The organism is Deltaproteobacteria bacterium, assembly GCA_009929795.1.
In the GTDB taxonomy this organism is placed as follows: domain Bacteria; phylum Desulfobacterota; class Desulfovibrionia; order Desulfovibrionales; family Desulfomicrobiaceae; genus RZZR01.
Map to the genome: position 1 here is coordinate 13951 of RZZR01000007.1, position 23446 is coordinate 37396.

General features: G+C 57.2%; 23 protein-coding genes. 11 read left to right on the forward strand and 12 right to left on the reverse strand.

All coding sequences use genetic code 11. From position 1 onward, the window contains the following. Positions 1-301: 301 nt before the first annotated feature. The 4 genes from EOM25_01780 to EOM25_01795 are packed head-to-tail and all read right to left on the reverse strand — an operon-like array spanning position 302 to position 3864. Complete coding sequence (locus EOM25_01780; GenBank protein ID NCC23920.1) at positions 302-1285, reverse strand: hypothetical protein; 984 nt, start codon at positions 1283-1285, stop codon at positions 302-304. A gap of 12 nt (positions 1286-1297) precedes the next feature. Beyond that, positions 1298-2077, reverse strand: a complete 780-nt coding sequence (locus tag EOM25_01785) for a glycosyltransferase family 2 protein (protein NCC23921.1) — start codon at positions 2075-2077, stop codon at positions 1298-1300. Continuing rightward, the gene (tmk, locus tag EOM25_01790; protein NCC23922.1) at positions 2074-2724 is read right to left on the reverse strand and encodes a dTMP kinase; all 651 of its coding nucleotides are present in this window, start codon (positions 2722-2724) and stop codon (positions 2074-2076) included. Before tmk ends, EOM25_01785 begins: the two co-directional genes overlap by 4 nt. 24 nt (positions 2725-2748) lie before the next feature. Beyond that, complete coding sequence (locus EOM25_01795) at positions 2749-3864, reverse strand: HD domain-containing protein (GenBank protein NCC23923.1); 1116 nt, start codon at positions 3862-3864, stop codon at positions 2749-2751. A gap of 75 nt (positions 3865-3939) precedes the next feature. Here EOM25_01795 and surE point away from each other — a divergent pair, with 75 nt between their 5' ends. Genes surE through gap form a run of 3 tightly spaced genes read left to right on the forward strand, consistent with a single transcriptional unit; the run spans position 3940 to position 6696 of the window. Beyond that, positions 3940-4725, forward strand: coding sequence for a 5'/3'-nucleotidase SurE (gene surE / locus EOM25_01800; protein ID NCC23924.1), 786 nt, complete (start codon positions 3940-3942; stop codon positions 4723-4725). 15 nt (positions 4726-4740) lie between these two features. Beyond that, positions 4741-5667 (forward strand): class II fructose-1,6-bisphosphate aldolase, encoded by a 927-nt coding sequence (fba, locus tag EOM25_01805; GenBank protein ID NCC23925.1) that lies wholly within the window; start codon positions 4741-4743, stop codon positions 5665-5667. An 18-nt stretch (positions 5668-5685) separates the two neighbouring features. Then, a complete protein-coding gene (gap, locus tag EOM25_01810; GenBank protein NCC23926.1) occupies positions 5686-6696 on the forward strand; it encodes a type I glyceraldehyde-3-phosphate dehydrogenase in 1011 nt (336 codons plus the stop codon). Positions 6697-6769: 73 nt separating this feature from the next. On the opposite strand, the gene EOM25_01815 is transcribed toward gap, so the two are convergent. Next, positions 6770-7819, reverse strand: coding sequence for a phosphoribosylformylglycinamidine cyclo-ligase (locus EOM25_01815; protein ID NCC23927.1), 1050 nt, complete (start codon positions 7817-7819; stop codon positions 6770-6772). A 141-nt stretch (positions 7820-7960) separates the two neighbouring features. Between EOM25_01815 and EOM25_01820 the strand changes: the two genes are divergently transcribed. Continuing rightward, a complete protein-coding gene (locus EOM25_01820) occupies positions 7961-8215 on the forward strand; it encodes a hypothetical protein (protein NCC23928.1) in 255 nt (84 codons plus the stop codon). Positions 8216-8233: 18 nt separating this feature from the next. Here EOM25_01820 and EOM25_01825 read toward each other — a convergent pair whose 3' ends face one another. Further along, positions 8234-9304: an AI-2E family transporter gene (locus tag EOM25_01825; GenBank protein ID NCC23929.1), complete on the reverse strand. Its 1071-nt coding sequence runs from the start codon at positions 9302-9304 to the stop codon at positions 8234-8236. A gap of 176 nt (positions 9305-9480) precedes the next feature. On the opposite strand from EOM25_01825, the gene EOM25_01830 reads away from it, so the two are divergent. The 7 genes from EOM25_01830 (at position 9481) to EOM25_01860 (ending at position 16396) form a co-directional block, all read left to right on the forward strand. Then, a complete protein-coding gene (locus tag EOM25_01830; GenBank protein ID NCC23930.1) occupies positions 9481-9954 on the forward strand; it encodes an ATPase P in 474 nt (157 codons plus the stop codon). A gap of 15 nt (positions 9955-9969) precedes the next feature. Continuing rightward, positions 9970-12159, forward strand: a complete 2190-nt coding sequence (locus EOM25_01835) for a hypothetical protein (GenBank protein ID NCC23931.1) — start codon at positions 9970-9972, stop codon at positions 12157-12159. Between the two features lie 111 nt (positions 12160-12270). Next, on the forward strand, positions 12271-13143 hold the full coding sequence (locus tag EOM25_01840; protein NCC23932.1) for a protein-glutamate O-methyltransferase CheR: 873 nt from the start codon (positions 12271-12273) through the stop codon (positions 13141-13143). 96 nt (positions 13144-13239) lie between these two features. After that, positions 13240-14418 carry an HDOD domain-containing protein gene (locus tag EOM25_01845; GenBank protein ID NCC23933.1) on the forward strand — a complete coding sequence of 393 codons (1179 nt, stop codon included), beginning with the start codon at positions 13240-13242 and terminating at the stop codon, positions 14416-14418. Positions 14419-14503: 85 nt separating this feature from the next. Continuing rightward, positions 14504-14986, forward strand: a complete 483-nt coding sequence (locus tag EOM25_01850) for a chemotaxis protein CheX (protein ID NCC23934.1) — start codon at positions 14504-14506, stop codon at positions 14984-14986. Between the two features lies 1 nt (position 14987). After that, on the forward strand, positions 14988-16181 hold the full coding sequence (locus EOM25_01855) for a tetratricopeptide repeat protein (GenBank protein ID NCC23935.1): 1194 nt from the start codon (positions 14988-14990) through the stop codon (positions 16179-16181). Beyond that, positions 16178-16396, forward strand: coding sequence for a hypothetical protein (locus EOM25_01860; protein NCC23936.1), 219 nt, complete (start codon positions 16178-16180; stop codon positions 16394-16396). Before EOM25_01855 ends, EOM25_01860 begins: the two co-directional genes overlap by 4 nt. 13 nt (positions 16397-16409) lie before the next feature. Here EOM25_01860 and EOM25_01865 read toward each other — a convergent pair whose 3' ends face one another. The 6 genes from EOM25_01865 to EOM25_01890 form a co-directional block, all read right to left on the reverse strand. Then, the gene (locus EOM25_01865; protein NCC23937.1) at positions 16410-18803 is read right to left on the reverse strand and encodes an ATP-binding protein; all 2394 of its coding nucleotides are present in this window, start codon (positions 18801-18803) and stop codon (positions 16410-16412) included. 39 nt (positions 18804-18842) lie between these two features. Then, entirely contained in the window at positions 18843-19112 is a 270-nt protein-coding gene (locus EOM25_01870; GenBank protein ID NCC23938.1) for a hypothetical protein, read from the reverse strand. Next, positions 19109-19876 (reverse strand): fructose-bisphosphate aldolase, encoded by a 768-nt coding sequence (locus EOM25_01875; GenBank protein NCC23939.1) that lies wholly within the window; start codon positions 19874-19876, stop codon positions 19109-19111. Before EOM25_01875 ends, EOM25_01870 begins: the two co-directional genes overlap by 4 nt. A gap of 61 nt (positions 19877-19937) precedes the next feature. Next, positions 19938-21074: an RsmB/NOP family class I SAM-dependent RNA methyltransferase gene (locus EOM25_01880; protein ID NCC23940.1), complete on the reverse strand. Its 1137-nt coding sequence runs from the start codon at positions 21072-21074 to the stop codon at positions 19938-19940. A 132-nt stretch (positions 21075-21206) separates the two neighbouring features. Continuing rightward, positions 21207-22346: a hypothetical protein gene (locus EOM25_01885; GenBank protein ID NCC23941.1), complete on the reverse strand. Its 1140-nt coding sequence runs from the start codon at positions 22344-22346 to the stop codon at positions 21207-21209. Continuing rightward, positions 22343-23425: a mechanosensitive ion channel family protein gene (locus tag EOM25_01890; protein NCC23942.1), complete on the reverse strand. Its 1083-nt coding sequence runs from the start codon at positions 23423-23425 to the stop codon at positions 22343-22345. Before EOM25_01890 ends, EOM25_01885 begins: the two co-directional genes overlap by 4 nt. Between the last annotated feature and the right edge of the window lie 21 nt (positions 23426-23446).

Sequence of the window (23446 nt, forward strand, 5' to 3'; positions counted from 1 at the left end):
TTCCTCCTGGGCTGAGTTATGACGATGTTGGAGACAGGGCAAAATATGGACCGAAATTTCAACATACTGATTCTCATGAATTATTTTTATTCAACGAAAAGAGGATTGGCTAAAAAATTACAAAATTGGAATTATAGAATAATAATCTGGGATATATTTAAGTAAAATTGCTAAAAATGAAAAAGCCGGCTCAATACCGGCTTTTTGTGAATTTCAACCCAGTCCCAAAAGGTACTATTCGGCCAATTAATAAAAAAAATGAAACATAATATATTTATTTATTAATATTTACCCAAAATCATCAATTTATTCCCACACTCGAGTCGACAATATCGGGAATCCGGACATTCTCCCAAAATTCCATCCCGAACACAGCCCGGTACTCGTCACCTCCCAGCAAAGCCTGGCATCGGCGGGCAAACTCACCCAAATGAATTTCCAATTCATCCATATAGGCCTGCCTGGACATTTCGCCTGTTTCCCATCGATCGTCGAGGTCGGCCTTATTTTCGAGCAACCGATTCTGGGCCTCGACCATCTCCGGGGCAAGGGCGTACGCCCGATCGGGCCCAAGATGTTTCTCGACGAGGAGGATGAGCAACTCGTTCAGATATCCCCGCCAGAGATCGCTTGCCTTGGCCTTGCTATCGGGCTCGACATGGACCGGGTGACCGAACCAGGCCTCGAACAACGCTCTTTCCGATCTCTTGGACCCAGCCGTTACCTCCACGCGCGTCGCGTTGAGCCCTTGCGGCTCTGGGGCCTTTTGCAGACAGAGTTCCAAAGCATAGGATCCATAGGGCCATCCCGTGAACCCGTAGGTCCCATAGATGGCTGCAAAAAAAGCATACCCCCTGGCCTTGGCCACGGTCTTGCCCGTGTAGTAGAGGCCCCTATTGGCGCATTGATGGCAGACCCCGATCTGCCCGTACAGACCCAGAGGCCACTTGCACGGTTCCTGGGAGGCTAAAAAATCAACGGTCGTCAGGTCTACCGTCCCATTTGTCCGTGTTTCTTCAAGATATAAGCCTCCATCACTCTTTCCGAAGCATCCCCACCTCGACGTGGCGTTGTCCGAGGTCAGGGCCTTGAGATAAGTATGGTCGGCCTGCTCGGCTGCGATGATGGTAGAATACACCTCGGACCACAGGCTGCCCATGACATGAGCTTCCGGTTCATCGAAATCGTCACTTCCACCGCATCCCACCTGGAGAACCGCGCCGACCAGGACCAGAGATCCCAAGATCGCCACGATCTCGACAAGTCGTCGGCCTCGATCAATCATGATCCTCCCTCCTCATGTTGACGGTTTCTCGATATCCTGACGGGCCCGGATATCCATCAGATGAGCATACTTCAGAAAGCCGTAGTACATGGAGTTGACAGCCAGTAAAAATCCGGCCCGGCCGTCCAAAAATCCCCGCTTTAAAACGTAGTATTTGAGAAAATAGCCCAGACCGTGCCCGACGGCCTTGACCAGGCCTGCCTTTCGACCCTGGCGGTGCATCTCCTCGGCTGCCTTGAGGGTATAATAGTTGATTTTGTCGATATGTTCGGTCAGATCCCGATACGGGTAGTGAACGATATGTCCCGGCAGGCTCTCGACCCTGCCTCGGGACCGGAAGCCGTAGTGGGGGCCGGAATGATGGATCTCGGTGGTGTCAAAACGGAAGACCCGGAGCAGACGGTCCGGGTACCACCCGCTGTGACGCATGAACCGATCCAGATAATACGAGGATCTGGAACACATGAATCCGTCGGGCCCATTGGATGGCATCCCGTCAAGGGCCCGGATGGTCGCATCCCGAAGGGTGTCGTCCATGGCCTCGTCCTGATCGAGCGAAACCACCCAGCCCGAACCAATCCGCTCGAAGGCGAACCGGAACTGGGGCACAGGCCCCTCCCAGGTCCGGAGCAGCACCTCGGCTCCGTGCTCCCTGGCCACCTCGACCGTGGCATCGGTGCTCTTTGAATCGACCACGAGAATCCGGTCGCAAAAATCCAGGCTACGGAGACAGTCGGCCAGAAGCCTCTCCCCGTTGAAGGTCAGAACTAGACCGGTCACGGGCTGCTTCACGATACTCCCCGTCCGGCCATCCAGGCCTCCAGAACCGACCGGATCTTTTCAAAAACCTCGTCCACATGGCCGGCGGCCTCGATGATTTGAAACCGGTCTTGGTGCAAGGCCGCCCAGGTCAGGTAACCTTCCCTAACCCGGCCATGAAAGGCCAGACTCTCGGCCTCGAAACGCCCTTCGGAAGAGGCCTTGTTCTCCTTGAGGTTCCGGGTCAAGGCCCGTTTCAGACCCACCTCCGGAGCCAGGTCCAGCAACAGGGTCAAATCGGGCCAGAGTCCGGACACCGCCACCTCGTTCAGGCCTTGAAGCAGCTTTGGATCCAGCCCTCGGCCGTACCCCTGGTAAACCACGGTCGAGTCCGCATACCTGTCGCAGACGACGATCCCTCCGCGTTCGAGGGCTGGGCGGATGAGAGAGGAAACATGCTGAGCCCTGTCGGCGAGATAGAGGAAGAGCTCACTCAAAACATCCAGATTCGAATTGGCCGGGTTCAAGAGGATCCGCCGAAGTTCCGCACCCAGGGAACTCCCCCCCGGCTGACGGGTTCTGACGACCTCCCGCCCGAGGGACTTCTCGAGATATCCGGCCAGCAAATCAGCCTGGGTGCTCTTGCCGCATCCTTCAATGCCTTCCAGTGTTATGAACATGGTTTTCCTTTGTCGACGAAATATTCAGAACGGGGGCTCGTCCGCAAGGCCGTCCTCGTTGAAGGACAGCGGAATGGTCAACTGGGTTGTGGACTTCGATCTAGGTCGTGGATCGTCTTTCGGCGGTCTGACCGGCTGAAAGAGAAAACGATTCATGGACCGGACATACGGGCTCCAATGTCCGGGTTCCACCTCGTTCAGTGCCTCCTCGGTTGTCTTGAGCTTGGCATCCATATTGTCCGCTAGATGCAGAACCCATGCCTCGGCGGTCTTGGGTCTTCTTGGTGCCCCGAACTCATATTCCCCGTGGTGACTGAGAAGCAGATGCTTGAAGTGGAGGATATCGTCCTCGCTCAGGCCCTTGGCCTTCTCCAGAAACGGATTCAGCACCAGCAGGCCCATGACCACGTGCCCCACCAGCCGACCCTGATTGGTGTAGTCGCGAGACAGCCCTGAACTCAATTCCCAGGCCTTGCCCAGGTCGTGGAAGGCTGCCGCGGCAAGAAGACAGTCCCGATCCAGGATTGGGTACAGGCGGGATATCTCCAGGCAGATCTGGCACACGGCCAAGGTGTGCTCGAGCAATCCTCCAGCGTAGGCGTGATGGATGGATTTGGCTCCGGGCGCCCAGAGCAACGCGGCCTTGATCTCATCATCTCCCAGAACCCTGGCGCAGAAACGCCTCCAGGATTTCGATCCAATCTCCCGGCGGAGCAATTCGGCCAGACGGACCCACAATTCCTCCGGCGGAAGGTCCGACATGGCCAAAAAATCGGCCATGTCTACTTCGCTCTCATCCACAGTTTCCAGGGAATCGACGATCATCTGAACCTGGTCGTTGAAATTCGTGGCCTTGCCGGAAACAACGACAAAGAGTCCAGACTGGAGTTCCCGGTATTGACCGCTCTGGGGACTCCAGATCCGACCGGGCATCTCACCCGTCTTGTCCATGATCCGAAGACTCCAAAAGGGCCCGTTCTTTGCCTGGCCCAGTCTGGCTTCGGCCAGATAAAAAACGTCCTGGACCGCATCCCCGGACTTCAATTCCGAAACGAACCGTGTTTTTTTCTTCACGTATTGCCAACCCTTCTGGCTTTGGGTAGAAAAACAAACGTCAGGACATGGCCTGACACACCCCATGAAAACTACAATTAAGGACAATCCCCGGCCTTTGGCAAGACCGGACCGGGTTGTCTTGCACCGGCAAACGCTACCATGCACATTCTTTTGACCAATGATGACGGAATTCGTGCCATCGGCCTGAGAAGCCTCTACCAAGCCCTGGTCGCAGCCGACCACCGGGTCACCGTGGTCGCGCCCATGACCGAACAGAGCGCGGTGGGACACGCTGTGACCATGTTCTCCCCTCTGCGGCTTAAGCTGGTGGAAGAAGCTGGATTCGTGGGACACGGCGTGTCCGGAACCCCGGCCGATTGCGTCAAGTTGGCCCTGGCTTCCCTGCTGGACTCGACGCCGGACAGAATTGTTTCCGGAATCAACAGTGGGGCCAATGTCGGAGTGGACATCCTCTACTCGGGAACGGTGTCTGCGGCCACTGAAGGGGCCCTGACCGGCATTCCCGCACTGGCCGTTTCCGTCGACGACTACCGGCCGACGGATCTCGCCCATCAGGCCAGATTCGCGGCCTCCTTCCTTGAATCTCCAGTATGGGAAAATCTGCCCGAACGCTGCGTTCTGAACCTCAACCTCCCCGCCGGTCCCTTTTCCGCCCACAAGCCACTGCGGGTCTGCCCCCAGACCACGGCCGTCTACAGCGACGAATACGATATCAGGATCGACCCCCGGGGCAACCCCTACTACTGGCTCCACGGGCAGATTCCTCGAGATCGGCTTGGACCTGGAACCGACCGCGAACTCTTGGACCGGGGACATATCACCCTGACCCCACTTCGATTTGATTTTACAGACCATGCATTGCTCGACCGAATCGCCGCTGTGTGCGCACCGATGGACCCGGTCGAATTCCTCTCAAAAGACTAAACCCAGGAGGTTATTATGCCGCTCACTTCACCCAAAGACATGTTCGCAAGGGCCTACAAGGAAGGCTTCGCCGTCGGTGGATTCAATGTCAACAACATGGAAATAATCCAGGGCATCATGGCCGCCGGGGAGGCTGAACGATCCCCCCTCATCCTCCAGGTTTCGGCTGGAGCCCGCAAGTACGCCGGGCAAGAATACATTATCGGTCTGGTGGAGATCGCCACCCGGGACAGTGATCTTCCGGTGGTCCTCCACCTGGACCACGGTCCGGATTTCGAGATGTGCAAAAACGTCATAGACGGTGGATTCACCTCGGTCATGATCGACGGATCCCATCTGCCTTACGAGGAGAATATCGCCGTGACCAAAAAAGTCGTTGACTATGCCCACGGCAAGGGGGTCTGGGTGGAGGCCGAACTGGGGCGGTTGGCCGGCATCGAGGAACATGTCCAGTCCGAGGAGAACGTTTACACCGACCCCGACCAGGCCGTTGAATTCGTTCAGCGCACCGGGTGCGACTCTCTGGCCATCGCCATCGGGACCAGCCACGGGGCCTACAAATTCAAGGGCAAACCTCGTCTGGACTTCGATCGGCTCGACAAGATCACCTCCCTCTTGCCCGACTATCCCCTGGTCCTTCACGGGGCCTCTTCGGTCATTCCCGAGTACGTTGAAATGGCCAACGCCTACGGGGGCAAGATCGCCGGAGCCAGGGGCGTTCCCGAGGACCTGCTCCGCAAGGCCGCCGCTTCAGGCGTCTGCAAGATCAACATCGACACCGACATCCGCCTGGCCGTGACCGCCGTCATCCGCAAGCATTTTCAGGAACACCCAGACCATTTCGATCCTAGGCAATATCTGACCCCGGCCCGCCAGGCCGTCCAGGACATGGTCCGGCGCAAGATCCGCCAGGTCCTGGGTTCCTCCAACAAGATCGACTAACCAAGCAAGGAGCGCATCATGCCCGTAAGAATCGGAATGAACGGCTTCGGCCGCATCGGAAGGTACATGGCCCGAATTCTTGCCGGAAGCAAAACCGCCGAACTTGTCGTGGTCAATGCCCGGGCATCCAACCACGATCTGGCTCACCTTCTGAAATACGATTCCGTTCACGGAATCTTCCCAGGATCCGTGCAAGCCAACGAGGAAGGCTTTCTGCTCGATGGAAAACAGGTCGCCGTCACCCGTCAGGGCCCCGGAGAATGGAAATGGTCGGATCGTCAGGTCGATATCGTTCTGGAGACGACCGGCAAATTCAACGACAGGGCCAGCTGCGAAAAGCATCTGTCCTGCGGGGCCCGCAAGGTACTGGTCAGCGCCCCGGCCAAACAACCGGATCTGACCGTGGTCATGGGTGTCAACGACAATCTCTACGATCCGGAAAAACATCGAATCGTTTCCAACGCCTCCTGCACCACCAATTGTCTGGCCCCGGTCTGCCACGTTCTCCACGATAGATTCGGCATTGAACACGGCATGATGACCACCATCCACTCCTACACCATGAGCCAGCGCATCCTGGACGGCTCCCACAAGGATCTCCGACGGGCCCGGGCGGCGGCCATGTCCATGATCCCCACAACCACAGGAGCGGCCAAGGCCGTATTCGAGGTCATACCTGAGTTGAGCGGACGCCTCTTCGGCATGGCCATTCGGGTTCCCACCCCCAATGTCTCGCTGGTCGACCTGGTGGTCAGGCTCGAAAAACCCACCGACAAGAAGGGATTGAACGAAACGCTCAAGGCCGCAGCGGCCGGAGAGCTGGCCGGAGTGACCGACTACACGGAGCTTCCCCTCGTTTCCGTGGATTTCATCGGCAGCACCTTCGGCGGTGTCGTTGACGGCTCCTGCACGGAAGTCATTGGCGGCAACATGGCCAAGCTCATCGTCTGGTACGACAACGAAGCCGGGTTCTGCTGGCAGCTCACCCGTCTCATTGATCTGGTCGCCGGATCCCTGCCCTCTCGGTGACCGATCGAAATCACAAAAAAGGGCGCTTCCGAATCACTCCGGAAGCGCCCTCTCGATGAAAAAAGAACAGATCCTACTTCGGGAAAACGATTGTCACCGTGCTTGGTCCCTCGGCCTCGACGATCTCGCCGATGACCCAGGCATCCTCGTCCAACCCCCGCAACCTGGACATGACGCTTTCCTCGAGATCCGCCCGGACCACGAGAATGTAGCCGATGCCGCAGTTGAATATCTGAAGCATCTCCTCCCAGGACAAATTTCCCTGGGCCTTGAGCCAGTCAAAGACAGGAGGCACCGGCCAGGCTTCAAAATCGACACGGGCCGAACAGCCTCGAGGCAAAACCCGGGGAATGTTGTCGTAGAATCCGCCTCCGGTCACATGCACCATGCCCCGGATCTCGAGGTCCCGCAGCAGGTTGAGGATCGTCGAGACATAGATTCTGGTCGGTTCGAGCAACACGCTGGATACGGAACGAGATGTGCCTGGAAAGATATCATTCCCCCGCAGACCGGATTCCGTCAGGAGTTTACGGACTAGGGAAAAGCCGTTGGAGTGAATACCCGAAGAGGCCAACCCGATAATCCTGTCCCCCTTGCGGATGGCCATCCCGTCCACAAGCTTCTCGTCGTCCACCAACCCGACGCAGAATCCAGACAGATCGTATTCTCCGGGAGCATAGAAATCGGGCATCTCGGCGGTTTCCCCGCCCAAAAGAGCGCACCCCGCCTCTTGGCACCCGGCCACCACTCCGGACACGACCTGTTCGGCGACATCGATCATCAGTTTTCCGGTAGCAAAGTAATCCAAAAAAAACAAAGGCTTGGCACCTTGAACCAATATATCGTTCACACTCATGGCCACCAGGTCGATCCCCACGGTGTTGTGGACATCGAACAGAAAAGCCAGCTTGAGTTTGGTTCCAACCCCATCGGTGGAGGCCACCAGCAACGGATGCTTGCAATTGGACAAGTCGGGCTTGAACAGGCCACCAAACCCGCCGATTCCGCTGACGGTTCCCTTGGTGCGTGCCTGGTTGACGAGGTTTCTGATTCGGCCCACGAATTCGTTGCCGGCCTCAATGTCCACTCCTGCTTCTCGGTATGCTTTGCCTCTATCGTTCATGGTCTCATCTGTCCTCGTTGTTCCATGCAACCAGCCCGTTCGGCCGATTTCGGCCCCTTCATTGCAAGGCTTTCAAATACTGTCTTTCGTTGCAAACCACAAGACGAACATTGAAAACCGTCCAGAGGAGATCTTATCAATATGAAATTTTTAATTATTCTTGGAGCAGCCCTTTTCTGTCTCTTGACGTTTGGGGCATGGGCCGCGGCCTCCAACCAAACCGAGGCAGGTCGGGAAAATGCCACCATCTTCATCGGGCAAGATCCTGTGACGGGCGACGATGTCATCCAGGTCGGCCCTCGGCAGGACATGGGGAACGACAGGGAAACCCGGGTCTGGCAGGGACCGATCATCGTCGAGCCTCGGATTCGGGACCTTGACCGAAAACGGAAATAGACCCGCTATCCGGGAGGATCATGCTGAAGCTGTGCCGGGCATGGAACGTCTAGCCAGCATGGCCACCAGCACGGACTGGAGAAGCGTGGCTAATGGAATGGCGAAAAAGACCCCCCAGATCCCCCAAAGCCCGCCGAAGACCAAAATGGAGGAGATTATGGCTATGGGATGCAGATCCATCACCTCCGACAGGAGAACGGGCACCAGGATATTTCCATCAAAGATCTGGATGACCGTGTAGGCCGCCATGAGGATCAAGAAGTCCGACCCCCAGCCCCATTGGAAATAGGCCAGAATGGCCACGGGAAACGTCACCAGGGTCGCCCCCACATAGGGTATGATGACTGAAATACCCACGAGCAGGCCGAGGAGCATGGCGTAGTTCAGATCAAGATACCAAAAGACTGCGTAGCTCAAACCCCAGATGATGAAGACCTCCCAAATCTTTCCTCGGACATAGTTTCCGGTCTGCAGTCGGACATCCTGCCAGACCTGACTGGCCAAGCCGTGATCTGCCGGAAGAAGATTCCGGACCCAGTCGAGCAGTTTGTCTTTGTCCTTGAGGAGAAAAAAGACCATGATCGGAACGAGAACCATGTAGACGACAAAAGTCAGCGCGCTACGGACCGAGGCCAGGGAATACGTCACAGCCTGTCGGCCCAGGGATGTGGCTTCGGAGGCGATGGTGCCCAGAAGGGTGTTGACCTGCTCCGGAGAGATGAACTGGGGATATTTTTCCGGAAGCTTTAGGAGCTCCTGCTGGCCGACCCTGACGATTTCCGGAAGCTGACCAATGAATTGGGTGATCTGTTTCGAGAGAATTGGCAGCAGACCAAGCACCAAGACCACCAAAAAACACATGAACAGGGTGAAGACGATTCCAACGGCCAAAAGCCTGGGCATGCGAAGCCGAAGAAGCGGCTTAACCAGACCTTCCAGCAAAAATGCAATGACCACGGAACCGATCAGGGGTGCCAAAAGGTCGCCGAAGAACAGGACGACCCCGGCCCCGATCAGAAGGACAACGAAAAGGACGACCACCTGCGGGTCGGCCAAAAAGGATCGCATCCATCGCCGTATGAGTTCCATGGCCAAGTCCACCCCTGCGTTGCCGGATATATGGAGAACGGACGATTTTGACAGCCCGGTAATGTGCCGCTACATACGGCAGCCAAGCTCCGGCCGTCCCAAAAACCGTTTCTGGCAGTGTATAGAGCAGTCGAACCGGACCGGCAACCTTTTTTCACGACCTCTCGGACCATGGTATGCTGAACATCGACATCCCCGGACGGGAGAACCCTCTGAATCTGAACCACTTGGTTCTGGACTACAACGGGACCATTGCCCTTGACGGCACCCCGCTTCCCGGTTTTGGGTCAAGAACCGCCGCCCTGGGTCAAACCATGAGCATTCATGTCCTGACCGCCGACACCCATGGCACGGCCACCGCAATGCTAAGGATGTTCGGGATTCAGGCATGCGTCATCGGCTCCTACCGCCAGGACGAGCAAAAACTCGAATTCATCCGTAAGCTTGGCCCCGAAAACTGTGCCTGCATAGGAAACGGCCGCAACGACCTGCTCATGCTCGAGGCCGCAGCCCTGGGTATTGCGGTCATCCAGTCCGAAGGGGCCTACGCAAGCCTCGTGGCCGCTGCGGACATTGTCTGCACCTCCGTTCTCGACGCCCTGGATCTCTTTCTCCACCCTCTGCGCCTGGTCGCGACGCTCCGCCTTTAGCTCCAAGGAAATCCCATGAACCCAAAAAAGATTGATGCGCTTCAGTTGACCCTGGCCATCTGCCTCCCCTTGGGCTTCGGCATCATCCTCAGACTCTTTGAAGCTCCACACTGGGACAATCCGAGCCTTTGGGTCGACGGCGAGCCCCTCATGGCCACCCACGACGCCTATGCCTGGCTGGCCGGGGCCGAAGGTGCGGGGCGACTGACGGGGCAGCCTCTTTCTTTGCTGCTCAAATACTTGGCCATGTTCACCGGGATTGACACCGGGGTCCTCTTCTTCTGGCTTCCGGCCTTGGTGGCGCCCCTGGTGGCCGTTCCCGTGGTTCTCATTTGCCGCTTCTTCGGGGCCGTCGAGGCCGGAATCCCGGCCGGAGTCCTAGCCGCCTCAGGCTTCGGATTCTTGGCTCGGACCCGAATCGGGTATGGGGACACAGACATCTTGACCCTGTTTCTGCCCTTCATGCTTGTGGCCGCACTGATCTGGTGGCTGGAATCGGGCATTGACGACCGGTGGCGAATCCGTTTCGCGCCCCTCTCCCACGATGCCCTGGCATCACGGTCTACTGGAGTGTTCCGGGCCCTGTCCGCCGGTCTCGTCTGGAATTTCTACCTCTGGTTCTATCCCAGCGCGTATCCCATCACTGTGACCGTCTTCGCCATCGCCGTGGCCGTGGCCCTCTGGCAATGGCAGGCCTCGCCACGGACGACTCTAGCCTTTCAGGCCGGGATTGTGGTCGCCTTGGGCCTTTTAGGATGGAAGGGAATACTCTTGGCCATTGCAGGCATCCTGGCCGAACCGCATCTGCGGGCTCGTCGCATCCGGCACTGGGTCGCGATCTTTTTGGCCCTGGTTCTGGCTCTCATCCTGTATCAACGGGGTTTGAACGCAATCTGGGGCATCGTCAGCCCGGTACTCGGCTACCTCAAACCCGAAGCGGCCCTGGAAACGGCCAACGCCTCGTTCCAACTCCCAGGGGTGGTCCAGAGTATCCGGGAGGCCCAAAATGTATCCATCACCGAACTCGGGTCTAGGCTGGCATGGCTTTTCATCTATTTCGCTGCAGGGCTCTGCGGCTTGGCCGTGGTCTGTCTGCGACGGCCCCTAGCCCTGACCCTGCTGCCGTTCATCGGTCTGGCTCTGGCCTCGGTCAAGCTCGGCAACAGATTCACCATGTACGGGCCACCGGTCCTGGGCATTGGTCTCGGGCTCGGACTGGCCCTGCTCCTCCCCAGAATTCTGCCCAAGCCGGCCAGGGCAAGATGGCTGGTCCAAATTATTCTGGCCGTGGCCTTGGCCTGGCCGGCCGTTCAACTCTCCAGACAGTTCAGGCCAGGTCCCATCTTGCCCAACGTCTTTGCCCAGACTCTTCTGGATCTGAGAGAGAATTCATCAGAAGACGCCCAGCTCTGGCAATGGTGGGACTACGGCTATGCCGCCCAGTACTATTCCCAAAGAAGGTCCTTTGGCGACGGAGGAGATCATGAGGGCCCACACCTCTATCCCCTGGCCGTGGCCCATGCCACGGCCGCTCCTCTGCAGGCAGCCCAGACCATACTCTTGGTTGCCGCCACCCAGCAGGAGCAATGGGCCGAATGGTCCGCCCAGGGCAAGACTCCGACCAATCCTGAAGGAACGATACCGTATTATCCGACAGATCCCGTACTTCCCTTGCGAGGGATGACCGGATCTGAGGCCGCGGAGTTCATGGCCTCCCTGGCCACAAAACGCCAAACCTGGCCCCACGACCTGCCCGATCAACTTTTGGTGCTTTCCTGGGAAAATCTCCGCCTAGCCTATTGGATCTGCACCTTTGGCAACTGGGATCTGGCCACGGAAAAAAGCCGGGGCGGAGGCATCCAGGCCCTGACCGGACAGGCCAAATTCGACACCAAACAGGGCCTGGTCATCCTGCCCCAGGGCACCGTCGAACTGAAGACAATGAGGGCCATTGATGACAAAGGCCTTCGTGAAACGGCCTGGAAACGCTCCAAAGGCTTCCATCTTTTGATCAACAATCTCAGCCGGGAGGCCTTCCTGATGGACGACCTGGTCCACGACTCCATGCTTGTACAAATGCTCCTGACCGATCCCGAATCATTTTCATCGGAATTTGAGCTCGTCCTGGACCGATTCCCTTGGAATCGCGTATACCGAGTCCGCTCCGAATCATTCCCCGGACGCCACGAATCCGCTAACGAATAACTCCGTATCGCCTAGGGAAATCGGCCTTTGGCCAGCTTATTGTCTTGACGGAGCTACGTGCCCGAAGTACGAAAGATTCATATTCTCATCAAACAAGCGGGATTGAACCCTATGTCACAACCCTCCTTCGAAACGCTGAATCTTCGCAAAACCCCCAAGATATCCGACAAGGAATTTGTGGACTTGCGAAATTTCATTTACGAAAGCACAGGCATAGATATTCCGGAAAAACGAAAATATCTTCTGGAGACCAGACTTGGCACCCGTCTCAAGGACCTGAGCCTGAATACCTTTGGCGACTACTTCAACTATCTGAAGTTCGACCCCGGCAAAACCCGGGAGATGGAGAATCTCTTCCAGCAGATCACAACCAACGAAACCAGCCTGTTTAGGGACGTCAAGCAGCTCCAGGTTTTCGAAGACTTTGTTCTCAAGGATATCCTGGAACGCCAGGCTTCTACCAAGGAACTCAACATCTGGTCGGCCGGCTGCTCCTCCGGCGAGGAGCCGTACACCTTGGGCATCATGCTTCATGAGGCCCTGCGCATGGCCATTATCGGCTGGAGAGTCAGGATCACCGCCAACGATCTGTCCTCTGCCATGCTGGAAAAGGCCAGACGCGGTGTGTACAATGACTACGCCATCCGGACCACACCTCCGGACATTCTGAACAAGTACTTCACCAAGGAGACGGACGGCTACAAAATTCATCCGAAAGTCGCCAAACTGGTGACCTTCTCCCAGATCAATCTCAACGACCGTCTGGCCCTCAAAAAAATTCCCAAATCACACGTGGTGTTCTGCCGAAACGTCATCATCTATTTCGACGATGAAATGAAAAAAAAGGTCATCTCTGCTTTTTACGACAATCTCCATCCCGACGGGTATCTTGTGCTCGGACATTCCGAAAGCATCCACAAGATCAGTCGGTCGTTCCAGCCGGTCATGAAGCCCGGCGGGATTGTCTACAAACGCATGAGTTGAGGGAAACGATGCTCCCCCGGCCAACAATGATCGATACCCGTAACGACACGGAGCCATAGAGTGAATAAGGTCTGTTTGGAACATCTGGAAACCGGCATGGTTCTGGCCAAGGACATCCCTGGCCTTGATGGCGGCGTCTTCATGGCCAAGGGAACCTGTCTCGATCCCGGCAGCATCGAGGCCCTGGACGATCTCGGCGCTCCCTTCGTCTTTGTGACGCCCGGGCATGACGATACCTCGCTCGCCGTGTCCAGGACCGAGGACTACGTCGCCCGTTTCTTCGCCTATGTGAACCCGGACAACCCGGCCATCCTTGAGCTCTACCGACTGGTTCTTGAGCGGGCCTACAAATCGGTTTTCCCCAAATGGCTTTTGCCTTGCGAAAAGGATTTACGGGCCAAGAACGTCGAACATATGAAGGACTTGTTTTTCAAGGATCATGGCGACATAGACGAACTGGTTCGTCACGAGACCGAGTTGGCCTCCTTTCCCGACGTCTATTTCAAGATCAAGGAAATCCTCGACTCACCGACCAGTTCGGCCGCCGACATCGCCAAGGTCGTCGCCAGCGATGTCGGCTTGTCGGCCAAACTCCTGCGCCTGGTGAACAGCTCCCTCTTCTCGTTCAGTTCAAAGATCGATTCAGTGACCCACGCCGTTTCTCTCATTGGTACCCGAGAGCTGGCCACCCTGGCCCTCGGCATCTCCACCATCAATTTTTTCAAGGACATCCCGCCAGAACTCATCGACATGAAAGTCTTCTGGCGGCACTCCCTGAGTTGCGGGGTTTTCGGCAAGCTCATCGCCGGGCAGATCCCTGAATTTAAGGCCGATAAATTTTTTACGGCCGGCCTGCTTCATGACTGCGGCAGACTCATCATGTACAAAAACATGCCCTACGCTTCGGTGCAGGCCTTGTTGAGCGCCAGGACGGAGATGCTCCCTCTGGTCGATGCCGAACAGCAAATTCTGGGTTTCAATCACACGGAGGTGGCCCGCAAGCTCATGGAGACGTGGTCGTTCCCGTCTAATCTGACGACAATCATTGGCGGACACCACGACCCCATGGCCTCCGATGAGCCGCGTGAGACGGCCGTCATCACTCTGGCCGATATCCTCGCCAATGCCGCAGCCATTTCATCCGGTGGGACGTTTGTCCTCCCGGCCCTTCCGGACGATGCTTGGGAAATTCTCGGCCTGAAGCCCGAAAAACTCAAGGCCATCCTCCAGGATCACGATCGATCGATCGCCGAAGTGACCGCGGTTTTCCTATAGTCCGGCGTATCGCCCTGACGGATTCATCCGATCTTGAAACGCTGGGTTCTCGTTGATCACCCATACAGGACCAGGCCAAGAACCTATGTCCTTTCACTATGATGTAAATTTTATCAATCCCTTTCTCGAAGGCGTTCTGAACGTCTTGTCCACAATGGCCAACGTCGAGGCCCGGCCGGGCAAACCGTTCCTGAATAAAAAGAGAAAAGCCTTAGGCGACGTGACCGGAGTCATCGACGTCAGCGGATACGCCAGGGGCACCATCGCCCTGTCTTTGTCCAAAGAGTCCATCCTGAAAATCGTCAACAACATGCTCTACGAAAACTACACGGAGATAGACGACCAGATCATGGACGCCGTAGGAGAACTCACGAACATGATCACCGGCCAGGCCCGGGCCAAACTCTCCGAGCAGGGTATGAGCTTCCAGGCCTCCACCCCTCACGTGGTCAACGGCAAGGGTGTTAAGGTCGAACACATCGAAACGGCACCGATTCTGGCCATTCCGTTCCAGACCCCGGACGGAAACTTCACAGTCGAAGTATGCTTCACCGAGAACGAAACCTGAGATGACTCGTACAACTCAACCCATGAGAATCAACCGTCTCGGGATACAAACCACTGACCAACCTCGAAGTGGAGCCAAATCAGGCAATCCCCGCAACGAACCCCCGAAAATAATATCTACGGTCATTGCCACGTCCTCGGAAATCAATTTCGAAGTCGACAGTGAAAACGTCAGGCGACTCGGCTTTCTCCTCTGCAGTCGATTCTCCTCATCCTCGGCTGTGCTTGACTACATCCGATACAACAAGGTTCCCCTGATCGTTCTGGACTCCAACATCGACGACGTCCCCCTACACGATCTCATCTACGCCATCCGCAAACTCCTCAAGGCCGAGTACTCACAAATCGTGGTCATCTCGGACCAGGCCGACGAAAATTTCGTTCTTGATGCGGTCATGGCCGGTTGCACGGGCTTTGTCCTCCGGCCCTACACCTTCGAAACCTTGAGCAAGCACGTCCGTCACAAGCCCGATGTCGACGAAATCAGCCTCGACGAGCAACAACTCGCCCAGGCTCAGGCCAGCCTGAGCACCGGACAATTCAACGAAGCCATCCAGAATTTCGAAGAACTTGTCGAGAACGCCGACAGGGAAAACAGGGACGAAGCCCGGGAATACTTCGATCTGGGGGCCAAATGTCTTCTTGAAAAAAAATTCGGCAAGGCCATCATCGCCTTCAACAACACGCTACGGATCAATCAACTTTACATCAAAGCCTACGAAGGCCTGGCCGGGGCCTTCAAGGGCAAGGGCGACCTGGAAAAATATCAGCTCTATCTCCAGAAGGCCGCTGACGAATATGCCCGGATGGACAATTTCGCCCAGGTCAAAAGAATCTTCGGCGAGATACTCAAAAGGGACATCCACGCCCCGAATCCCTATAACACCCTGGGCATTGAACTCCGTCACAAGAAGATGTTCAACGAGGCCATCAGCGCCTACCAAAACGCCCTCAAACTGAGTCCCGTAGACGAGAACATCTTTTTCAACCTGGCCAAGGCCCACCTGTTCGCGCGCAACTACGAACAATCCCTGGAATCCTTGAAACAGGCGTTGAAACTCAATGCCGATCACACAGAATCGGCGGCACTCTACACCAAAATGACGGGGAAAACGTGGGAAGAGGACCCCCGTGGGTCCTTATTGGACAAGTATCTTCTATCCGATGCGAGTGAAAGCCAGCACAACGAGACATGAACGTATCTGATCAGACCACAATACGGCCATGCCCGATCTGCGGAAAAATGGTCGACCCCGGCAAGGAGCGGCACACCCTCTACCAATGCCGAAACTTCCTCCTCGAACTCTATTTCAAGGAGATGAACCCTGCAAGGAGGATAGCCGTTGAAAAACGTATCGACCTCCTAAACGAGAGGCTCTCCCTCCACGGAAAGAACCTACTGGACACCTGAAGATCTTTTTCGATCAGGTTCTCCGCCTCGGCTTCTTGACTCGCTCGTCAGCCAAGGCCGCCAGTTCCGAGAGCCTACGGTCGACGGCCTCGTAAATCGAGTTCTTGGAAAATCTACCGTTTTTGAGCCGCGCCCCGGCCCTTCTCCCAGTCAGAATCTCCAGTGCCTCCTCAATGGTTTGAACCGGAAAGATGTGAAACATCCCGGCGGCCACAGCCTCGACCACCTCGTCCCGCATCATGAGGTTAATGACGTTGTCACGGGGTATGAGCACCCCCTGCTCCCCAGTCAATCCCCGTCTCCGACAGACCTCGAAGAACCCCTCCACCTTTCTGGCTACTTCCCCGACGGCCATAATGGCTCCCGACTGACTGACCGCTCCGGTAAATGCGTATCCCAGATTGATGGGAACCCCTGAAAGGGCCGAAAGCAATGCCGCCAGCTCAGCTCCGGAGGCCGAATCGCCGTCCACATGGGCGTAGCTCTGTTCGAAGCACAGACTCCCACTCATCACCAGGGGCTTGTTTCGGGCAAATAAATCCAAAAGGTAACTCTTGAGAATCATCATCCCTTTGGTATGGATGGGCCCTCCGAGTTCGGCCTCCCGTTCCAGGTCAAGAATACCGCCGTGCCCGACCCCCACTATACACGATATCTCGTGGGGCAACCCCATGACGTATCCGCCGATTTCACTCACCGAGAGGCCGTTGGCCCGACCCGCGGCAGAACCCTGGGTTCTGACCTTAATCACCTCCCGGTCATAATCGTCCAAAAATTCCTGTTCGTAGAGATTGGCCCGGTAAAGCTGATCCTCCAGGGCCTCGTTCACCGATTCGAGGCCCACTGAGGACCTCCCAGACAGTCCTGCCAAGGCGTTGGCCTCGATCATCACATCACGGATGCGGGAAAATTCCAGGGATAATTTCTGCTGATCCTGAGCCAGCCGGGAACTGGCATCGACCAGCCTGGCTAAGCCGTCCCTGGAAAAGGGCCGCAAGGAGGCCTCCTCGGCAATAACCAGCAGATGACCGATGAAATGCTCGATGGTCTCCGGATTCCGGTCGACCCGTTCCTGGATATGGGCCTTGAGCTTGAAAAACTTGCCAAAACGGTCGTCGTTGAGAAGTAACGTCTCGTACATGGCGTCGGTTCCGACTAGGATGATCTTCAGATCCAAGGGAATGGGTTCGGGCTCCAGGGTTTTTGTCCTGACCAGATCATAGTGGTCCGTCGGATCCTCGAGCCCCGCCTGTCGGGATCGAAGGCACCTGAGCAAACCCTCCCAGGAAAGGGGATGGGTCAGGAGGTCCTCGGCGTGAAGGACGAGGAATCCGCCGTTGGCCCGATGGATGCTTCCCGGTTTCAGGAGGGTGAAGTCCGTGTAGTAGGTGCCCAGCTCAGTTTCCCTCTCGATGCAACCGAGCAGATTGAAAAACGAGGGATTGTTTTCGACTATAACCGGAGCCCCCCCGGTCTCCTCGTGGTCGACAAACAGATTGACCTCGTAGCGATAAAAGAAATTGTCAGCCACCAAGGACTCCGGCCCCTGATCCTGGCCAGGCTCCGGCCCCCGGAACCTGTGGATGTTGTCCAGCATGTCGGCCTTCATCCTGTCCAGGAAGGTCGTACTCTCTTCAGACCAGGAGGAATCCTGGCGGAAGGTCTCCAGTGCCCGGTCGATGACCACACTGCCGACTTTCCGGTCCAGTTCCCGCTCCTTGTCCTTCAGGGTCTGCTCCGCCCGATCGATCTGCCTGGACATGTCCATGACCTTATCCATGATCTCACCGGTCTCGGATTTCAGACGGCGACGAACCTCCGGGGTCAACTTCTCGTACTCCTCGGTCGTCAGAACCTTCCCCTCCACCAGGGGGTAGAGGGACAGCCCTCCACCCTCGTCCAGATTGAGGCTAAAGCCGTTCCGCACGGCCGTCGCATCCATTGACTCCAGCAGACCTTCCCGGGTCTGGTCGAACTCCTTGACCAGGTTGTCGTGCTGCCGGGCATAGCTCTCCTGCTCGAATTGCTCCGGGAGTTCTTCCCTGATCCGACGAACCGCATCGGTCAGTTCCTGCTTGAAACGCCGACCTCGACCCGCCGGAAACCGAAGGGCTCTTGGACGATCCTGGTCCTGAAAATTATGAACATAGGCCCAGTCGTCGGGTCGGGACAAAGTGGCGGCCCTAGGGCCGAGAAAGGTCCTGACCAGATGGCTTCTGCCGAAGCCGGCCTCGCCAGCCACGAAGACGTTGTACTCCATGCCGGGAATCTCAAGGGCCAGATTCAAGGCCCGAATGGCCCGGGGCTGGAAGGATACCTGCTCGTTTCGCGTCCGATCGGCCTTGACCTGCCTCGGATTGAGCCGCACCCGGAGATGGGATGGGGAAAGGGTCTGTTTTTTGGTCATCTTAGTGTTGGTTTGATTTGAAGGCTACACGGACCGCGATCAATTCCTGGCCGCTTCCTTGAGAACGAACCGGGCAAGGTCCGCGTCGTAGAGCTTTGACGGATCCGGCCCTCGACGCCCTTCCTCCCTAAACATTCTGATGGCCCGGTTCACCAGGTCGAGATCAAGCCAGCCGTGCCTGTCCCAGACCTCGGACCGGTCTCGGTTCCAAAGTCTGAATTCGATACTTCCCTCCGACTCTCTGACATACATCCGCTCGCGCTTGTCCGCCGCGTTCGGATAATAATATATCCCTTGGTCGTCTCTCACTGGTTCGCCCCTCCATGCACGATCTTCACGACGGACTCCAAGGCCGCCTTGGGATCGGTCTGCTGAAAAATATTCCGGCCGATGCTGACTCCGCGGACTCCGGTCTCCATGATCTCACAAAGCTGTGCCTGAAAGGACGCAAAATCGGCCTGTCTCGGCCCTCCGGCGACGATCACCGGCACTGGACAATGCTCCACGGCCCTGGAAAAGCTCTCTTTGTGACCAGAATACGGGACCTTGATGAGATCGGCGCCGATCTCGGCCCCCAGACGGATGCAATGAGCCACCAGTGAGGAGTCCGACTCGTTCACGATCTGTCCCCCCCGGGCATAGATCATGGCCAAGACCGGCAGGCCCAACTGATGGGCGTCCTCGACGACCATGCCGAAATCTGCCAGCATCCTGTCCTCGAAATCGTTGCCGATGTTGACGTGGACGGACACCGCATCGGCTCCGGCCCGCAGTGCCTCCGGCACCGAGCAGACCAGGGCCTTGGCGTAGGGCGGGATGCCGTGTCTTGTTCCGGCCGAAAGGTGAAGAATGAGCCCAAGACGCGGCGGGATAGATTGCAGATAGGCTTGAGCCATGCCCCTGTGGAGAATAACTCCCTGGATAGGGCATCCTTTGAGCACGTCAAAAATCGTCTTCGGATTCTCGAATCCGGGCAAGCTCCCCTCGCTGACGCCATGATCCAGAGGCAGGAGAACCGCTCGACCGCTCTTGGGGTCAAAAAAACGCTCAAGCTTCCATTTCCAACTCTTCATATCCAAATTCCTCCATTCAAAGGAGATGATGCGTCGACCAAATCCGGCCGTCGCCAAGTCTTCACGGTCCGATCAGACATCTCCGGCCTTTGCGCTGCAGCCAAGCCAGACCCAGGCCCCGCCAATAGAGGCCCGGGAAGGCCGGTGTCTTAGGACCGCAAGGAAGGCTCGATCCGCTCAAAAGGGCCCTGACTCCCTCCAATTCGTCTAAAAGGACCCCTTCTTCCATGCTCCCGGGCAACAGAGTCCGAAGGCAGGAGGCCGGAGCCAAGCCGGAACCGGTCATTCGGCCCAGAAGGGTCCCCTTCCATTTATACGGACCGGGCAAAACATCAAGGGCCGGGCCGGGCCGGAAAAAAACCCGGCCCTGATCGATCACAGTATCTCCAGGCGGTAGTACGATCCCCGGACCAAGCCCTCGGGTCTCGTCGGCTGCTGAACGAGCCCTGGTTTGAGGCCGAGAATCGGCATCGATGACCGCGCATGTTTTTTTCCCCAGCAGAGCCACGAAAAACCCCTGGGATCCCGAGGCCTGGCCGTCCACGGTCAGGGTCCCCAATTGTGGATCCGATCTGCCGACGACACCCTGAAAAACGGGCACCTCGCATCCTTCGAGGCCCAATTCAGCCACGGCCCATTCAACCTGACGCTCGTTCTCCTCGGGATTCGTCGTGCAGGTCGAATAGACCAGCCTTCCACCCGGGGCCAGAAGGGCCGCGGCCCGGGCCAGAATCCGACGCTGAAGGACCCGAAGAACCGTGGTCTTCTCCGCCGGCCAAAGTTCGCGAATGCCGGGGTGACGCGATTCTGTCCCCCACCCGCTACAGGGGACGTCGCAGAGAATGAAGGGCCATCGACCGTCGAGCAGGGGAATCGATTCCCCGGGATACGAGGAGCAGACCACGTTCAGGTGGCTCATCCGCCGCATGTTGGCCTGCAGGGTAACCATGCGGGTCCGATTGGGCTCGTTGGCCACCACCAGCCCCTCCGGGCCGACCATCTGGGCCAGCATACCGGTCTTGCCTCCCGGACTGGCGCACATGTCTAAAACGACGGATCCGGAAGTGGGGGCCAGGGCCAGCGGCGGGAGCATGGACGACTGATCCTGGATGTAGAGAAATCCGAAGCGAGCGGCCAGTGACCCGCCCAGTGAAAACGGTTCACGCCCCAGGATTCGCCCGAGGGCCCACAAAGGCATGGATTCAAACTCGAAGCCCTCAGCCCGGAGAAGACTCTCGACCGGCCCGATCTGTTCCGGATCGCAGACCAGACGAAAAAAACGCCTCACTTCAAACTACCGATGTCCGGGAATCTCGGCCCGCTTGGCCCATCACGACCCGGCCCCGGAAGTCAAATTCACCGGCTCGGAGCCTTGTCCCCCATCTGTGGGCGGACGCTGGCCCCAATCCAAAGTTTGGGTCAGAAGCCCTTCGTTCTCCAGATAGGCCAGAATGGCCGTGGCACCGACCAGGGTCACCCTGGAAAACCGGTCCAGATCGACCATCAGCATAGGCACCCCACGATATCCGGAGAATCTGAAATAATCTTTGGCACGGCTTATCCTCTCATCCTTGGCCGGATTGATCCGCGTCTTGGGGGGCTCATCCCCCATCTCCATCTCCAAAATGGCCAGGAAGGGATTCTCCATTGTCGCGTTGGAGGCCAGAAAATGGGCGATGCGGGACAGGTCGCGGGGCTTGTTGTCCATGATGTGGAAGGACCAAGGAAAATCGCCCAGGTCGTTGACAGACAGATTGCCCAGGACCTTGGCGCAATGCCCGCAGTGAAGACTGACGAAGAGGTGGAAGGAAGGGTATTCTGTCCACGGATCGCCACCTTCGGGCCATTCCAGAAAGGATGTCTGCTCGAGCCTTGGGGGAATGGGGTCGAGCTTGAGGATCGTGTTGGCCGCGAACCCCGATGTCCAGATAGACAGGCCCAAAAGGACCACGGCCACGGATTTTCGGGCCAGGCCATACTGGAGGAGAATCAAAAACAACCCCAGGCCGATAGCGATGCAGAGCTGACATCTCTCGCCCAGCCCCATGAACTGAAACCCGAGAAGGGCCCCGTCAAATGCCAGGGCCCCAAGCAAGGCCATGGCGAACATGGGCCAAAGAAAAGACGTTCTGTAGCGGCCGGCGAAAAAAGCAAGAAGCCAGAGGAGCAGGAAAAAAACCGCTCCGGCCTGGGTCAGGGCCAGCTCTCCCCATCGCACGTATTCCCCCACCACCTCGCAGGACAAGGTTGTGCACATTCCCCGGCCCTGGGAGACCGTCATCCATACGTCGACCGACAGGGCCAGGGCCATGCCGGCAATGAAAATCAGGAGAAAAAATTGTGCACTCAGCACCCGTCTCTTCAGAAACCGCCAAGGCCCCCCGGCACGATCCCCTGGGGATGTCTTGCCGTCCACAACGATGCGGTCTGACTCACACGACTCGGAGTGGGTCCACTCTGGATATCTCATTGACTCTCGTCCTTAGGCAGGGTTTTCACGTGTACGTCTCGCTGCGGAAACGGAATTTCAATGCCTTCGGCCAGAAACCTCTTGTATACGTCGGTGTTGAGGAGATGGGTGACTTTCCCCCGCATGACCGGCCTCTCGACCCAGCAGAGCAGCTCGTGGTCGAGGCTGGAATCTCCGAAGGCCCGAAAGCGGACCCGGGGCTCCGGGGTTCGACAGACCTCTGGGCGATTCAGGGCCACATCCATCAGGACCTTGTGGACCTTGTCAATGTCAGAGCCGTAGGCCACGCCAACCTTGATACGAATCCGATATTTTTCGGAAGGGCCGCCGGCCTCATTGATGATCTTGGTGTTGCCCATGATGGCGTTGGGCACGGTGATCTCGACGTCGTCTCTGGTCAGCATTCGGGTACTTCGAATGCCGATGTGGGTCACCTCTCCCCGTTCCCCCGAGTCGAGTTCGATGAAATCCCCGATCTTGTACGGGGCGTCGGCCAGGATAAAAACGCCGGCGAACAGATTGGCCAGGGTATCCTTGGCCGCGAAGGAAATGGCCAGGCCGACGATGCCGGCCGAAGCCATCCAGGCCGTGACGTTTATGTCCCAGGCCAAGCAGACAAAATACGCGGCCAGGGCCACCAGGAGGATCATCAAAAGATTCTTGAACAATGGCAGAGTCCGGGCCTGGATGAAGGAGCGCTCTTCTCCGTCCCGGCTGAGAGCCGTCAGGGCCACCTGGACGAATCGGGCTGCGGCCAGGCTCCAAATGAAAATGGCCATGGTCTTCAGTAGAGCCAGGGCCACTCCGGCCAGGGTCTCGGATAGATCCAGCCTGTCCTTGGCCAAGGCCAGACCGAACAGCATGATGCTAACAAAAATGGGCTTGTGGACGATGGCCAATATCTGATCGTCCAGAGCGATCCTGGTCTTGACCAGCCATCTTTGCAGCACCCGAGTCATGAGCACGTCCGCGATCTTGGCCATCCCACCAAAGGCCAGAACAATCAGGGCGGCTTGAACGAGCGGATTGGGAGAGACTCCCGACAGCAGGTCGATCACATGCCCGAGTCTATCATCCATGGTCTCGTCCCCTCAGGATGT

Excerpts from the sequence above, each read along its gene's own strand:
- EOM25_01780 (NCC23920.1), bottom strand. The coding sequence starts at position 1,285 with ATGATTGATCGAGGCCGACGACTTGTCGAGATCGTGGCGATCTTGGGA.
- tmk (NCC23922.1), bottom strand. The coding sequence starts at position 2,724 with ATGTTCATAACACTGGAAGGCATTGAAGGATGCGGCAAGAGCACCCAG.
- EOM25_01795 (NCC23923.1), bottom strand. The coding sequence starts at position 3,864 with ATGGGGTGTGTCAGGCCATGTCCTGACGTTTGTTTTTCTACCCAAAGC.
- surE (NCC23924.1), top strand. The coding sequence starts at position 3,940 with ATGCACATTCTTTTGACCAATGATGACGGAATTCGTGCCATCGGCCTG.
- fba (NCC23925.1), top strand. The coding sequence starts at position 4,741 with ATGCCGCTCACTTCACCCAAAGACATGTTCGCAAGGGCCTACAAGGAA.
- gap (NCC23926.1), top strand. The coding sequence starts at position 5,686 with ATGCCCGTAAGAATCGGAATGAACGGCTTCGGCCGCATCGGAAGGTAC.
- EOM25_01815 (NCC23927.1), bottom strand. The coding sequence starts at position 7,819 with ATGAACGATAGAGGCAAAGCATACCGAGAAGCAGGAGTGGACATTGAG.
- EOM25_01820 (NCC23928.1), top strand. The coding sequence starts at position 7,961 with ATGAAATTTTTAATTATTCTTGGAGCAGCCCTTTTCTGTCTCTTGACG.
- EOM25_01825 (NCC23929.1), bottom strand. The coding sequence starts at position 9,304 with ATGGAACTCATACGGCGATGGATGCGATCCTTTTTGGCCGACCCGCAG.
- EOM25_01830 (NCC23930.1), top strand. The coding sequence starts at position 9,481 with ATGCTGAACATCGACATCCCCGGACGGGAGAACCCTCTGAATCTGAAC.
- EOM25_01835 (NCC23931.1), top strand. The coding sequence starts at position 9,970 with ATGAACCCAAAAAAGATTGATGCGCTTCAGTTGACCCTGGCCATCTGC.
- EOM25_01840 (NCC23932.1), top strand. The coding sequence starts at position 12,271 with ATGTCACAACCCTCCTTCGAAACGCTGAATCTTCGCAAAACCCCCAAG.
- EOM25_01845 (NCC23933.1), top strand. The coding sequence starts at position 13,240 with ATGGTTCTGGCCAAGGACATCCCTGGCCTTGATGGCGGCGTCTTCATG.
- EOM25_01850 (NCC23934.1), top strand. The coding sequence starts at position 14,504 with ATGTCCTTTCACTATGATGTAAATTTTATCAATCCCTTTCTCGAAGGC.
- EOM25_01855 (NCC23935.1), top strand. The coding sequence starts at position 14,988 with ATGACTCGTACAACTCAACCCATGAGAATCAACCGTCTCGGGATACAA.
- EOM25_01860 (NCC23936.1), top strand. The coding sequence starts at position 16,178 with ATGAACGTATCTGATCAGACCACAATACGGCCATGCCCGATCTGCGGA.
- EOM25_01865 (NCC23937.1), bottom strand. The coding sequence starts at position 18,803 with ATGACCAAAAAACAGACCCTTTCCCCATCCCATCTCCGGGTGCGGCTC.
- EOM25_01875 (NCC23939.1), bottom strand. The coding sequence starts at position 19,876 with ATGAAGAGTTGGAAATGGAAGCTTGAGCGTTTTTTTGACCCCAAGAGC.
- EOM25_01880 (NCC23940.1), bottom strand. The coding sequence starts at position 21,074 with ATGCCTTTGTGGGCCCTCGGGCGAATCCTGGGGCGTGAACCGTTTTCA.
- EOM25_01885 (NCC23941.1), bottom strand. The coding sequence starts at position 22,346 with ATGAGATATCCAGAGTGGACCCACTCCGAGTCGTGTGAGTCAGACCGC.
- EOM25_01890 (NCC23942.1), bottom strand. The coding sequence starts at position 23,425 with ATGGATGATAGACTCGGGCATGTGATCGACCTGCTGTCGGGAGTCTCT.